General features: G+C 66.2%; 11 protein-coding genes. 8 read left to right on the top strand and 3 right to left on the bottom strand.

Annotated elements, in window-relative coordinates; translation table 11 throughout:
- Nucleotides 1-6: 6 nt before the first annotated feature.
- The 7 genes from NY08_RS11845 to NY08_RS11815 all read left to right on the top strand — a co-directional run bounded on the left by NY08_RS11845 (nucleotide 7) and on the right by NY08_RS11815 (nucleotide 8216).
- Nucleotides 7-366: a hypothetical protein gene (locus tag NY08_RS11845; protein ID WP_045196550.1), complete on the top strand. Its 360-nt coding sequence runs from the start codon at nucleotides 7-9 to the stop codon at nucleotides 364-366.
- A 6-nt stretch (nucleotides 367-372) separates the two neighbouring features.
- Complete coding sequence (locus NY08_RS11840; protein ID WP_045196548.1) at nucleotides 373-2115, top strand: sodium/solute symporter; 1743 nt, start codon at nucleotides 373-375, stop codon at nucleotides 2113-2115.
- 230 nt (nucleotides 2116-2345) lie between these two features.
- A complete protein-coding gene (locus NY08_RS11835; RefSeq protein WP_045200254.1) occupies nucleotides 2346-2645 on the top strand; it encodes a DUF485 domain-containing protein in 300 nt (99 codons plus the stop codon).
- Nucleotides 2645-4312: a solute symporter family protein gene (locus NY08_RS11830; RefSeq protein WP_045196546.1), complete on the top strand. Its 1668-nt coding sequence runs from the start codon at nucleotides 2645-2647 to the stop codon at nucleotides 4310-4312. The genes NY08_RS11835 and NY08_RS11830 overlap by 1 nt, the downstream gene beginning before the upstream one ends.
- A gap of 81 nt (nucleotides 4313-4393) precedes the next feature.
- Nucleotides 4394-4825 (top strand): type II toxin-antitoxin system Rv0910 family toxin, encoded by a 432-nt coding sequence (locus tag NY08_RS11825; RefSeq protein WP_032395799.1) that lies wholly within the window; start codon nucleotides 4394-4396, stop codon nucleotides 4823-4825.
- Between the two features lie 11 nt (nucleotides 4826-4836).
- Nucleotides 4837-6468: a substrate-binding domain-containing protein gene (locus NY08_RS11820; protein ID WP_045196544.1), complete on the top strand. Its 1632-nt coding sequence runs from the start codon at nucleotides 4837-4839 to the stop codon at nucleotides 6466-6468.
- Nucleotides 6469-6560: 92 nt separating this feature from the next.
- Nucleotides 6561-8216, top strand: coding sequence for a VWA domain-containing protein (locus NY08_RS11815; RefSeq protein WP_045200253.1), 1656 nt, complete (start codon nucleotides 6561-6563; stop codon nucleotides 8214-8216).
- Nucleotide 8217: 1 nt separating this feature from the next.
- Here NY08_RS11815 and NY08_RS11810 read toward each other — a convergent pair whose 3' ends face one another.
- Both NY08_RS11810 and NY08_RS11805 read right to left on the bottom strand, forming a co-directional pair.
- Nucleotides 8218-8955, bottom strand: coding sequence for an energy-coupling factor transporter transmembrane component T family protein (locus NY08_RS11810; protein WP_045196542.1), 738 nt, complete (start codon nucleotides 8953-8955; stop codon nucleotides 8218-8220).
- The gene (locus tag NY08_RS11805) at nucleotides 8952-10982 is read right to left on the bottom strand and encodes an ATP-binding cassette domain-containing protein (RefSeq protein WP_235387182.1); all 2031 of its coding nucleotides are present in this window, start codon (nucleotides 10980-10982) and stop codon (nucleotides 8952-8954) included. Before NY08_RS11805 ends, NY08_RS11810 begins: the two co-directional genes overlap by 4 nt.
- 39 nt (nucleotides 10983-11021) lie before the next feature.
- On the opposite strand from NY08_RS11805, the gene NY08_RS11800 reads away from it, so the two are divergent.
- Entirely contained in the window at nucleotides 11022-12287 is a 1266-nt protein-coding gene (locus NY08_RS11800) for an MFS transporter (protein ID WP_200893191.1), read from the top strand.
- A 27-nt stretch (nucleotides 12288-12314) separates the two neighbouring features.
- Here NY08_RS11800 and NY08_RS11795 read toward each other — a convergent pair whose 3' ends face one another.
- Nucleotides 12315-13700, bottom strand: a complete 1386-nt coding sequence (locus tag NY08_RS11795; RefSeq protein WP_045196538.1) for a DEAD/DEAH box helicase — start codon at nucleotides 13698-13700, stop codon at nucleotides 12315-12317.
- Nucleotides 13701-13777: the final 77 nt, after the last annotated feature.

The raw sequence follows: 13777 nt of genomic DNA, 5'->3' as shown, positions 1-13777 counted from the left end.
CGAGCGATGACCCAGCCACACCGACAGCGGGTGGTGCTCTCGCAACGTCGCGGCGCGCGGATGGTGCGCACCCGCGTCGAAGTGCAGGAGCAAACCGAAGTGGGCGACGCCCTGGTCCGCAGCCTGGTTCGCGCGCAACTGTTGCTGTCGGTGCGCCTGGCGGTGATGACGCTGTCGATTCTGTTCGCAATTCCGTTGCTGGGCATGCTCCTCGCACGCTTCACCGACGTCGCGCCGTCCGGCATCGGTCTGCTGTGGTTGGTGCTGGGGGTGGCGATCTATCCGTTGCTGTTCGGTGTCGGCTGGGCGTACGTGCGCCGAGCCGAGCGCAACGAGACCGAATTCGTCGGCCTGGTCGAGGACTAGGCGCACGTGAACGGATCCATTCCGGTCGCCACCGTGATCGCGCTGATCCTGGCGGCCGTGGCCACGGTGGGCATCGGCATCTACGGAGTTCGGCTGGCCCGCACCACCTCCGACTTCCTGGTGGCCTCGCGCACCGTCGGGCCGCGGTGGAATGCTGCTGCCATCAGCGGCGAATACCTATCGGCTGCATCGTTTCTCGGTGTTGCAGGGCTCATCGCGAAGTACGGAGCCGATGCGCTGTGGTACCCGGTCGGCTTCACCGCGGGATACCTGGGACTGCTGCTGTTCGTCGCGGCTCCACTGCGCAGAAGTGGCGCGTACACGGTGCCCGATTTCGTCGAATTCCGGCTCGGCGCGCCATGGTTGCGTACCGTGGCGATGCTGGTGGTGGTGGTCATCTGTGCGCTGTATCTGGTGCCGCAGTTCCAGGGCGCGGGACTGACACTGAACATTCTGCTCGGAGTGCCCGGCTGGGTCGGAGCCCTGGCGGTGGGGCTGATCGTGATCGCGAACGTCGTCGGCGGTGGCATGCGCTCGATCACCTTCGTCCAAGCGTTCCAGTACTGGCTCAAGCTCACCGCGATCGCGATCCCGGCACTGGTGCTGGCCGTGCACTTCTTCGCCGACGACCGCAGCGTCGGCAGTCCTGCCCCACCGACGGTGACCGAGCAGACCGTCGTCGACATCACCACCGATGTTCTCGTGCAAGTGGATTCGCCGATCGTCGTCGCCGTGACGGGAACCCTCGACGACGAAAGCGTCGACGGGCGAGTCCTGCTGGACGCGGGCGAACATCGGCTCGCCTCGGGCACGTCGTTGACGCTCGACGCCGGATCACCCGTTCCCGTCGTCGCGGGAGCGCCGACCACCGACCGGGCGTGGGCGATGCCGGGCGGGGGACTGGGCGGGGCCCACCCGCTGTATCAGGTGTACTCGCTGATCCTGGCCACTTTCCTCGGAACCCTCGGCCTGCCGCACGTGCTCGTGCGCTTCTACACCAACCCGGACGGCCGAGCGGCGCGACTGACCTCGCTCACCGTCCTCGCGCTGCTCGGCATGTTCTACCTGTTCCCGACGGTGCTCGGCGTCTTCGCCCGGCTGTACGTGCCACAACTGCTCATCACCGGAGCATCCGACGCAGCGGTGCTGCTGCTGCCCGGCTCGGTGCTGTCCGGAATACCGGGACAACTACTGGCCGCACTCGTGGCCGCGGGCGCCATCGCTGCCTTTCTGTCGACCTCATCCGGACTACTGGTCAGCATCGCGGGAGTGCTCAGTACCGACGTCCTCTCGGGCAAGGTCCGAGACTTCCGCGTCGCCGCGATCCTCGCCGGAGCCGTGCCGCTGGCACTGTCGATCGGCGTTGTCTCACTCGATCTTTCGCGTACCGTCGGGCTCGTGTTCGCGGTCGCCGCATCCACCCTGTGCCCACTGCTGGTACTGGGCATCTGGTGGCGCGGCCTCACCGCAGCCGGAGCCGCGACCGGACTGCTCCTCGGCGGCGGCATCTCACTCGTCGCCGCGTCGATCTCCGTCGTCACCCCCATCTCCGACGGCGTCCTCGGCGGCTGGGCGGCAGCGATCCTCGGCTACCCAGCCGCCGTCAGCGTCCCCGTCGCCTTCGCCTCGATGATCGCCGTCAGCCTCGCCACCCGACACACCGTCCCGTCGGACATCTCCCGCATCTTCGCGCGACTGCACCTGCCGGAAGGCCTCGACATGGGCAAAGACCGAGAGCGTGAACTCTGAGACACCTGGGTCATTCCGCAGGCTCCACTCCCGCGGCCACCGCTCGACTGCCATTCTCGACCGCTCGTCGCACACTCCCGCAGCCCATCGTGTGATCGACACCACCTCCTGATTTTGTGACCTGACTCTCATTACTGTTCCGAGTCAGCCAGAGCTCACATCAACTTCAGGAGTCCAAGGTGACCGCACCGGAAACCAATTCGCCACCGGACGCGCAAGCGTTCGTCGACATGCAGGCCAGTCCCGAGTTCCAGGAACTCCGGCGACGCCTGCGTAGCTTCGTGTTCCCGATGGCCGGGTTCTTCCTGGTCTGGTACATCCTCTACGTGCTGCTGAGCACCTACGCGGTCGACTTCATGTCGACCAAGGTGTGGGGCAACATCAACATCGGCCTGCTGCTCGGCCTCGGCCAGTTCGTCACGACGTTCGCCATCACCGGCATCTACGTGAAGTTCGCCAACCGTGAACTCGATCCTCGCGCCGCAGCCCTGCGCGCCGAGATGGAAGCCTCCCAGGGAGCGAAAAACTGATGATCGGTCATTCCGCAGGCTCCACTCCCGCCGTGAACGTATTGGCCCAGGCTGCCGACACCACCGTCGGTGAACCCCTCGTCAACATCGCGATCTTCGGCGCGTTCGTCATCATCACCATGGCCGTCGTCATTCGCGCCTCGAAGAAGAACGCGACCTCCGCGGAGTTCTTCACCGCAGGTGGCGGATTCTCCGGACCGCAGAACGGTGTCGCCATCGCCGGTGACTACCTCTCGGCGGCAAGCTTTCTCGGTATCGCCGGTGCCATCGCCGTCTACGGCTACGACGGCTTCCTGTACTCCATCGGCTTCCTCGTCGCCTGGCTCGTCGCCCTGCTCCTGGTCGCCGAACTGCTCAGGAACACCGGCAAATTCACCATGGCCGACGTGCTGAGCTTCCGGCTCAAGCAGGGCCCGGTTCGTACCGCAGCTGCGCTGTCGACGCTGACCGTCTCGCTGTTCTACCTGCTCGCGCAGATGGCAGGCGCAGGCGGACTCGTTGCACTGCTCCTCGACATCTCCGACCGCACCGGGCAGTCCATCGTCATCGCCATCGTCGGTGTGCTGATGATCGCGTACGTGCTCATCGGCGGCATGAAGGGCACCACCTGGGTGCAGATCATCAAGGCCGTTCTGCTCATCGCCGGTGCGGCGTTCATGACCGTTCTGGTTCTCGCGAAGTTCGGCCTCAACTTCTCCGAGCTGCTCGGCAGCGCGCAGACCATGGTGGCCGGATCGGCAAGCGACGCCGTCGCAGCGCGCGACGTCATCGAGCCCGGCGCCCAGTACGGCGGCAGCGCCACCTCCAAGATCAACTTCCTCTCGCTCGGCATCGCGCTGGTCCTCGGCACCGCGGGTCTGCCGCACGTGCTGATGCGCTTCTACACGGTGCCCACCGCCAAGGAAGCTCGTCGCAGCGTCGTGTGGGCCATCGCGCTCATCGGTGCGTTCTACCTGTTCACCCTGGTGCTCGGCTACGGTGCCGCAGCGATCGTCGGACCCGACCGCATCCTGGCCTCGGCCGGCGGTCAGAACTCCGCGGCTCCGCTGTTGGCCTTCGAGCTCGGCGGCGTGATCCTGCTCGGCGTCATCTCGGCGGTCGCCTTCGCGACCATCCTCGCCGTGGTCGCCGGCTTGACGATCACCGCGTCGGCGTCGTTCGCTCACGACATCTACGCGAGCGTCATCAAGAAGGGCAAAGTCGACGACAAGAAGCAGGTCAAGGTCTCCCGCATCACCGCCGTCGTCATCGGCATCCTGGCCATCGGCCTCGGCATCCTCGCCAACGGGCAGAACATCGCGTTCCTGGTCGCACTCGCGTTCGCAGTCGCTGCGGCCGCGAACCTGCCGACCATCCTGTACTCGCTGTTCTGGCGTCGCTTCACCACCACCGGCGCACTGTTCAGCATGTACGGCGGTCTGATCTCGACGATCGTGCTGATCGTCTTCTCCCCGGCCGTCTCCGGATCGCCGACGTCGATGATTCCCGGCTCGGACTTCGCCTGGTTCCCGTTGTCCAACCCCGGCATCGTCTCGATCCCGTTGGCATTCATCCTCGGCATCGTCGGAACCCTGATCTCGAAGGACACCGAGAGCACCGACAAGCAGGCCGAGATGGAGGTTCGCTCCCTCACCGGTATCGGTGCGGAGAAGGCCAGCGCTCACTGACCGATCCAGGCTCCATCGAAAGTGCCCGTGTGAGCAAGGCCTCACACGGGCATTTTTCGTTCAACGGTTACCATCCCTGCTGTGGCCAAGCTGAAGGTTTCCCTCGACGTCCCGCTGACCCCCGAGCAGACGTGGGCGCACGCGTCCGATCTGTCCGGCTACGAGCAGTGGCTCTCCATCCACGAAGCGTGGCGCGGTGAGCTGCCCGAGCAGCTGGCCGTCGGCACCACCCTGGACTCCGTCGCCAGCGTGAAGGGCATGCGCAACCGCGTGTCCTGGAAGATCGAGTCCTACGACCCGCCCAAGAAGCTCGAGCTCAAGGGCAACGGCAAGGGCGGGGTCAAGATCGGTCTGAACATGTCCGTGAAATCCAAGGGTGACGGTTCCGAGATCACCATCGACATCAACCTCGGCGGCGCGCCGCTGTTCGGTCCGATCGGCTCCGGCGTCGCACGCGCTCTCAAGGGCGACATCGAGAACTCGTTGAAGACGTTCGTCAAGATCTACGCCTGACAGGTCGCGCCATGCCCGGTAGACACAGTGCCCCGTCGTCCACCTCGCGCAGTAGGGGCATGGCCAAGTACGGCATCGTGGCCGTTGTTCTGTTGCTGGTTCTCGGCGGCGGAGTGTTCGTCGGTCTGAAGGCCTTCGGTTCCGAGTGCGGTGATCCCGAGGCCTACTCGCTGGCCGCGGATCCGGCGATCGCACCCGTGTTGCAGCAGATCGTCGACAACACCTCGTCGGAGGAGTTGGGTTGCGCCGCCGTCGAGGTCACCGCCACCGAGTCGGGTCAGGTCTCGGCCGCGGTGGCCAAGGGCGACGACGTGCCCTCGCTCTGGGTTCCCGATTCGTCACTGTGGATCGGCAAGACGGTGCGGTCCACTGCGTCGTTGATCGACTTGGCGAGTCAATCGGTGGCGGCTACCCCCGCCGTGCTCGCGGCACGCAAGGACGAGGTGCCGTTCTTCGACACCTGGCTCACTGCCTTGAAGCTCGAAGGTCTGCGCATCGGTAATCCGTTGGCCAACACCACGTCCGACGCGGCCATCCTGGGCGCGGTGGCCGAGGCCGGATCGGACGAGACCGCGCTCGACTCGGTCTCGGCGGCGCTCGTCCCCATCGCTCAGGCTCAGGCCGCCACTCGCGGCGAGGCCGATCCGACGGTGCGCCTCGACGATCTGGTCGCCGACGGGGGAGTCGCGGTGGTGTCCGAGCAGGCCTACCTGGACTACCAGCAGGACAAGAACGTCGAACTCGGCGCGACGGCTCCGCCGACCGGTGCCTTCTTCCTGAACTTTCCGCTGGCGGTGACCGAACCCGCGGGCGATCGACACGAGACCGCGAAGTCCGTCGGGACGGCACTGGCCACGGCCATTCAATCCGAACAGGGGCAGCAGGCTCTGTCCGACGCCGGGTTCCGCTCCGCAGACATGGCCCCGCTCGATTCCGATCGCGGGATCGGGGACGTCACGCCCCTGACGATTGCCGATCAACAGGCCGCCGAATCGACGTTGCGTCAGTACCAGATCCTGGCGCTCCCGTCGCGGGCGTTGGTGATGGAGGATGTCTCCGGATCGATGAACTACAGCGCCGGGGCGAATTCACGTATCGCCATGACGGTGCAGGCCAGTGAGACCGGAAATCGGCTGTTCCCCGACAACGCGTCGATGGGGTTGTGGGCGTTCTCGATCGGACTCGGCGGTGGCGATCAGGACTACCGTGAGCTGGCACCGATCCGGCGAATGGACGAGCAGGTCGGCAACACCACTCAGCGTGAGGTGCTGTTGCAGCAGACCCGAACGCTGCCGTCCCTGGTCGGGGGTGGTACCGGGTTGTACGACACCACGTTGGCCGCGTTCCGCACCGTGCAGCAGGGCTACGACCCCGATGCGGTGAACAGCGTCATCATCCTCACCGACGGCACCAACGAGGACCCCGACAGCATCTCGCTCGACGAGCTGCTGTCGACTCTGCGAGCCGAACAGGACCCGTCCAAGCCGGTCGTCATCGTCACCATCGGAATCACCGACGATGCGGATGCCGGTGTACTGCAACAAATTTCGGCAGCCACGGGCGGTACGAGCTTCGTCGCACGAAATCCTGCGGAGATCCCCAACGTGTTCGTCAATGCGCTCAGAAGTCGCTCCGGTCGCTGAGGAGGCTACTATGCTGTGCGTCGCGTCACTTCTGAGTGTGCGTGCGGTTGCATTCGTGAGTGCAGCTGGGGGCCGAGCAGGGGGTTGCATCGATGTCGGGACGTCACAGCGGTAGTCCGCGCCGGTTCGGTTCGGCCGCGACCTGGTCGGTGCTCGCGCTGGTGGCAGTCGTCGTCGTGGTCGGCAGTTGGTTCGGAGTGCAGGCCGTACGCGCATCCGGTGCGGACACCTGCGATTCCCTCGACACGGTCTCGCTGGCGGTGGACATGTCGATCGCCGAACCGGTGCAGCAGATCGTCTCGCAGGCAGGCGAGGTCGAGCGCGGTTGCGTGAACTTCGAGGTCCGTCCCGAACGCCCCACCGATACGGCCACCGAAATCGCCGGAACCGATGACGAGCGTCCGGATCTGTGGATCCCGGATTCGACGCTGTGGCTGCTCAAGACCCTGCGCTCGACCGGGGCACTTCCCGAGCTGGCCAAGGCCTCGGTCGCGAACACGCTGCCGGTCCTGGTCTCGAAATCCGATGCCGTGCCGGTGACCGATACCTGGCTCAGCGTGCTCCAACTTCCCGGTCAACGCATCGGTGACCCCCTGACCAGCAGCGCCTCGAATGCCGCGATCCTCGGTGCACTGGCCGAATCCGAGGTGGCCATTTCCGACGCCAAGGCCGTGTCGGCGGCACTGGTGCCCATGGCGCAGGACTTCGGACGGATCGCGGACGCCCCACACGACACCCCGGATCTGGTGGCCCAGGTGGCCACGGACGGCGGCACCAGCGTGGCCACCGAGCAGGCGCTGCTGGCGTACGAGGCCGACAATCCGGGATCGGAGTTGACCGAGTCGGTTCCGCCGACCGGGAGCTACTTCCTCAACTACCCACTGGCCGTCACGGCACCGGCCGGACCCGAGTACGACCGCGTGAAGAAGGCAGGAGCGGCGTTGGCCTCGGTGCTCGCCACTACGTCGGCCACCGACACCTTGGTCGCAGCCGGGTTCCGAACGTCGAGTGGCACACCACTACCCGACGGCCGAGGCGTCGGATCGGTGGCGTCGCTCGAGATCAAGAACCCGCTGTCCATCGAAACGACATTGCGAGACTGGGCCGTCCTGGCGCTGCCGCTGCGCACGCTCGTGGTCGAGGACGTCTCGGGTTCGATGGCCGCGAAGTCGGGCGACTCGACACGTATCGCACTCACCGTCGACGCATCCGTCGGTGCCAACTCGCTGTTCAGCGACCAGACGGAAATGGGCCTCTGGGCATTCTCGATCGGCCTCGGTGGCGGAAAACAGGACTACCGCGAGCTGGTGCCGATGGGCAAGGCCGACGGTACCTTCAACGGAAAGTCGCAGCGCGACGCCATTCTCGATTCGATCCGAGGTCTTCCAGCTCTCGTCGGAGGCGGAACAGGGCTCTACGACACCACCTTGGCTGCGTTCCGGCGGGTCAAGGAGGGATACGACCCCGATTACGTCAACAGCGTCATCATCCTGACCGACGGAGCCAACGAAGACGAGGGCAGTATCTCCCTCGATCAGCTGCTGGCAACGCTGCAGAAGGAACAGGATCCGGTGCGGCCCATCGTGATCATCACCGTCGGCGTCACCGGCGACGCCGATCCCGTTGCACTGCAACAGATCTCGGCTGCAACCGGCGGAACGAGTTATGTGGCGGAGGATCCGCGAGACATCCCGGACGTGTTCGTCAAGGCCTTGAACTCGCGCACCGAACGTCTCGCGGGCGGGTAGCTCAGCTCCACAGGACACTGATCGCGATGGCTGCGGCGCACGCGAGAGTCACCACGGTCAGCGTCACCGCGTCGGAGGCCTTGAACCGTGCCTCGGTTGCGGTGATCATTCCGGTGCCTCCGCGGGCGGTGATGGCCCCACCCATTTCGTCGGCCCGTCTGATGGCAACCGACATCACCGTCGTGACGATGTCGACCAGGGAATTGTCCGAGGCGCTGTTGACGACCGGCTTGGGGCGCAGGCGTCGAGCCGCGTTCAGGGTGCGCATCTCCTCGATCAGCAGCGGAAGCGACCGCAGGCTCAGAGCCACGGCGACGGCCCACTCGTCGACCGGCAACTTCAGCTTCTTCAGCGGCGTGCCCAGTTTGGAGACCGCAGGTGCGATGTCGCTCATCGAGGTGGTCCAGCCGATCATCATCGATGCGCCGAGCAGGACGAAGATGAAGAGCGTCGCGCGCAGGTACACCAGTACTGCTGTGCCTCCGATCGGCAGGTTGATCAGTGCGCCCACTCCGAACAGTGCCCAGATCCACCACGGTGGACGCGGCACTGCGGTGATCGGGACGTGCGCGACGATCGCGGCGAAGACCAACAGTGCGAACACGATCCCGAGGGCGGGCCACGTCGGTGCCACGACGAGAGTGATGCTCAGCAGCAGTACGGCGACGAGTTTGGTGCCGGCCCACAGGCGGTGGATTGGTGAGAATCGTGGGACCTGACGCAGTACGACGGTGGTCACGAGTGCACGCTCCCCAGGATCGAATCGGAGACGATGTGGCCGTCGGCCATCGTGATGGTGCGGCTGCAGACGGTGTCCATTCCGTCCACGTCGTGCGAGATCACGACGATGGCGACTCCGCGATCGCGCAGTCCGGCGAGAACACCGATGATGTCGTCGCGTCCGGGAGGGTCGAGCCCGGCCAGTGGCTCGTCGAGAACCAGCATTCGAGGTCGACGCGCAATGAGCCCCGCCAACACGACGCGTCGCATCTGACCACCACTGAGCGAATCGATGTCGCGAGCGGCCAACGATCTGTCGAGGCCGACGGCATCCATCGCGGCCGACACTGTGGCAGAGCCTGTTTCGGGGCCGGCGGCGGCCGCGATGTCCTCGGAGACGGTGCGCCGCTGCAACTGCAGGCGGGAGTGCTGAAACGCGAGCCCGACATCGCCGACGCGTGAGGTCATCGCCTTGCCGCCGAGCTGGGCGGTGCCGCCGGTCGGGCCGGTGAGGCCGGCCATGATCCAGGCGAGTGTGGATTTGCCCGAACCGTTGCCACCGAGAACCAGCACACCCTCACCACGTTTGACGGTGATGTCGACGCCGTTCAGGGCTACCTGCGCCCAGGGGGTGCGGCGGTTGTACGTGTGCTCGACCCCGCTCAGTTCGAGGAGTCGTTCACTCGAATTATCGTGCAGCGCAGTCGGATTGTCCGTTCGAGCGTGCATCCAGGCGGTGTCGTACTGCACCTGGTAGCCCTCGTGCAGATGTACGACTCGGTCCGCAGCAACGGTCTCCGAGACGTGATGGGTGACGAGCACGACCGACATCTCGTGCCTGCGTGGTAGTTCGGCGAGGAGCGAGACCAGATGTTCGCGCCCGGAGGCGTCGATCATCGCGGTTGCCTCGTCCGCGATGAGAAGTGCCGGACGGCGAGCGAGTGCGGCGGCGACGGCCAGTCGCTGCATTTCGCCGCCGGACAGGGAGGCAGTGTCGCGCGCCCCCATGCCGCCGAGGCCGACCTCGTCGAGCAGGGCCCCCACGTCGGGGCGTGAGTCGCCGGGAGGCAGTCCCCACACCACGTCGTCGGCGACGCGGGTGCCGAGGATCTGGCTTTCGGGGCGTTGCAGCACCACCGCGGTGCCGCCGTACCGTCCGAGACCGGTCGAGCCGGGCCTGTCCACGGTTCCCTCCGACGGTTCGAGGCCGGCGAGGATTCGGGTCAGCGTCGATTTGCCGGAACCGTTGTGGCCGACGATTGCCACGAATTCGCCGGTCTCGATGCGGAGGTCGACGCCGGTCAGCGCGAACGTCGTGCTTCCCGGGTAGCGGAATCCCACCGCGGTGAGCGTGACCGGCAGCGGCCCGATCTCGTCGTCGGTGCTGGGGGCCAGCGGCTCGGGGGTGGGAATGGTGGAGAGCCGGTCGAGGATCGCGGTGAGAATGAGCCATGCGAACAGCGTTCCGGTGACGATGCCGAAGGCGATCGATCCGCCTGCCCACCACCACCAATTGTCGAGCACGGTCGTGGAGCCGGTGCGGATCACGTCGGCAACGCCTTGCAGTGCCGATGTGCGCTCGAGCAGTCGTGAAATGCCCTCGAACGTGTTGCGGAGAGTCTCGAGGAACAGCTCTCGCAGCGGAACGAGGATGAGGAGCATCAGCACGGTCAACGCTCCGAGTGCCGGCCCGACGACCATCGAGGTGACGAGAACGCCGAACAGTCCTTGCTTCTTGCGCTTGGCCCGCCCGACCAGGCCGCCCAGTAGAGCGGCGCTGGCGACGGTGATGGCCGTCTGGGTGCCGGCCGCGACGAATCCGACGAGGGTGCCGGCGACCGCGGAGGTGACCAGTGCGCGCGTTCGATACCGGAGCGCGACCACCGACATGGGAATCGCCGCGACGACCTGAAGGATCGCCGCCATCGGCACCAGCACACCGATCACCGTCAGGGCGACGGTGAAGCTGCTCATGACGGCAGCGGTCGCCATCTCCTGCGGACCGAGGGGCCCTGACTTGGTCGTGTGGGAAGAGCTGACGGTCACCGCTCCAGTGTGCCAGCCGACAAGGCGCACAATGTCACCGTGACTTCCGAGATCAGGACGCGCAGGCGGATTCACCCGGCCTGGATCGTTGCCGCCGTGGCATTCCTCGCTCTGGTCGGCGCAGCGGGCTTCCGGGCGGCACCGAGCGTGCTGATGGTGCCGCTGCAGGACGAGTTCGGCTGGCCGCGGTCGATGCTGTCGCTGGCGGTGGGCGTCAACCTCGTGCTGTTCGGATTGACTGCGCCGTTCGCTGCGGCCCTGATGGAACGCTTCGGAATCCGGGCGGTGACATCGACGGCGTTGATCGTCGTGGCGGCAGGCAGCGCTCTGAGTGTGTTCGTGACCCAGGCATGGCAGTTGGTACTGACCTGGGGCGTCATGATCGGCCTGGGTACCGGATCGATGGCCCTCGTCTTCGCGGCGGTGGTGACCAATCGGTGGTTCGTGCAGCGGCGTGGGCTCGTGTCGGGAATCCTGACGGCAGGCAGTGCGACGGGGCAGCTGATCTTTCTGCCCCTGATCGCTCAGCTCGTCGACAGGTCCGGCTGGCGCGCCGCCTCGTTCCTCATCGCAGGCGGGTCGCTGATCGTGGTGCCCTTCGTCCTGCGGTGGCTGCGCAACATGCCGGCGGACATCGGCGTGACCCCCTACGGAGCGCCGGAGGATTACACAGCGGTCGTCGTGGAGTCGACGGTGAACCCCGCCAGGGCCGCGATACAGGCGTTGCGCGACGCGAGCCGGGTCCGAACCTTCTGGGCTCTGGTGGTGGGCTTCGCGATCTGTGGCGCAACGACCAACGGCCTCATCGGAACTCACTTCATCCCGTCGGCGCACGACCACGGAATGCACGAGACCACCGCTGCAGGTCTGCTGGCGGTGGTCGGGATCTTCGACATCGTCGGAACGATCGCATCGGGTTGGTTGACCGATCGCGTCGACCCTCGCTACCTGTTGGCGGCGTACTACGGGTTTCGCGGAGTGTCGTTGCTGTTCCTGCCGTGGTTGCTGTCCGCGACCATCCAGCCGTCGATCGTCATCTTCGTGGTGATCTACGGATTGGATTGGGTGGCAACGGTTCCGCCCACTATTGCGCTGTGTTTCGAGGTGTTCGGCGACCGAGGCTCGCTGGTGTTCGGCTGGGTGTTCGCCTCACATCAGATCGGTGCGGGTATCGCGTCGGTCGTCGCAGGCGTCGTGCGGGACGCGACCGGTGAATACACGATGGCGTGGTTCGGCGCAGCGGGTCTCTGCGCGGTTGCGGCCGTGGTGAGTGTGAGAACAGCAAAGCGCGGAAAGCCCTCGTAAGGAGGACTTTCCGCGCTCAGGCCGAGATCAGCGGCTGCGCTGGCTCGTGGCCGGTCCTGCTGCGCGACGGCTGTGGCCGCCACCACCGCTGCGGGGCTGTCCACCGCTGCGCGGCTGTCCACCACTGCGGGGCTGACCACCACTGCGGGCCGGGCCGCCGCGTCGCGCGTTGTTGCTGTTGCGAGGATTCGCGGTGCGAGCCGGTGCCTGCTCGGCCTTCGGCGCGGGCTGGACGTAACGAGCCTGCTCGCCGACGAGGTTCGCCACGGCGGGCGAGTCGGCGGTGACGCGAATGGGCGTGACCTTGATGTCGGCCTTGCGCAGCAGTACTGCGGTGTCCTTGCGCTGCTCGGGCAGGACGACGGTCACGACGTCTCCGGCGCTTCCCGCGCGTGCGGTCCGGCCGGAACGGTGCAGGTACGCCTTGTGCTCGGCCGGGGGATCGACGTGGACGACGAGCTGGACGTCGTCGACGTGAACGCCACGAGCTGCGACGTCGGTGGCGACGAGGACGCGAGCCTCGCCGGACGAGAACGCGGCGAGGTTGCGGTCGCGTGCGGCCTGAGAGAGGTTGCCGTGCAGGTCGACGGACGGGATTCCGGCGTCGGTGAGCTGCTTGGCGAGCTTGCGGGCCTGGTGCTTGGTGCGCATGAACAGGATGCGGCGTCCGGTGCCGGAGGCGAGCTGGTGGACCAGCTTCTTCTTGGCTTCGACGCCGTCGACCTCGAACACGCTGTGCGTCATGGCCTCGACGTGCGAGGTGGCCTCGTCGACGGAGTGCGTGATCTGGTTGTGCAGGAAGCGCTTGACCAGCTTGTCGACGCCGTTGTCCAGGGTCGCGGAGAACAGCATGCGCTGGCCCTTGTCCGGGGTGGCAGCGAGGATGCGGGTGACGACGGGCAGGAACCCGAGGTCGGCCATGTGATCTGCCTCGTCGAGGACGGTGATCTGAACGCCGTCGAGGGTGAGGTGACGCTGCTTCATCAAATCTTCGAGCCGACCGGGGCAGGCCACGACGATGTCGACTCCACCCTTGAGCGCGGAGACCTGACGGACCTGCGAGACACCACCGAAGATCGTGGTGACCTTCAGCGAGTACGCGGAGGCGAGGGGTTCGATCGCGACGGCGATCTGGGTGGCGAGCTCACGCGTCGGCGCGAGGATCAGACCACGGGGGCGGCCGGGCTTGCGGTTACCGGGGAGCTGGCCGGCGAGTCGAGCGACCATCGGGATGGAGAAGGCGAGTGTCTTGCCGCTGCCGGTCTTTCCGCGTCCGAGCACGTCGCGTCCCTGCAGTGTGTCGGGAAGGGTGTCGGCCTGGATGGGGAATGCCTCGGTCTTGCCCTGGCTCGCGAGTACATCCGCGATGGCCTGGGGTACGCCGAGTGCAGCGAAAGTCTGTGGGGTCGTCATAGTGATGAAAAGTGCCTTTCGGGCAGGGTGTTGCACCTGCGGGCCTTCGGGCCGAGATGCAAGGTGGCGAGACTGCC

Origin of the sequence: Rhodococcus sp. B7740 (genome assembly GCF_000954115.1) — a bacterium.
In the GTDB taxonomy this organism is placed as follows: Bacteria; Actinomycetota; Actinomycetes; order Mycobacteriales; family Mycobacteriaceae; genus Rhodococcoides.
Note: the sequence above shows the minus strand (reverse complement) of the source record. Positions and strands in the feature narration are given on the sequence as shown.

Coding starts and splice junctions, on each gene's coding strand:
- NY08_RS11815 (WP_045200253.1), top strand. CDS start 6,561: ATGTCGGGACGTCACAGCGGTAGTCCGCGCCGGTTCGGTTCGGCCGCG.
- NY08_RS11795 (WP_045196538.1), bottom strand. CDS start 13,700: ATGACGACCCCACAGACTTTCGCTGCACTCGGCGTACCCCAGGCCATC.
- NY08_RS11845 (WP_045196550.1), top strand. CDS start 7: ATGACCCAGCCACACCGACAGCGGGTGGTGCTCTCGCAACGTCGCGGC.
- NY08_RS11820 (WP_045196544.1), top strand. CDS start 4,837: ATGCCCGGTAGACACAGTGCCCCGTCGTCCACCTCGCGCAGTAGGGGC.
- NY08_RS11830 (WP_045196546.1), top strand. CDS start 2,645: ATGATCGGTCATTCCGCAGGCTCCACTCCCGCCGTGAACGTATTGGCC.
- NY08_RS11835 (WP_045200254.1), top strand. CDS start 2,346: ATGCAGGCCAGTCCCGAGTTCCAGGAACTCCGGCGACGCCTGCGTAGC.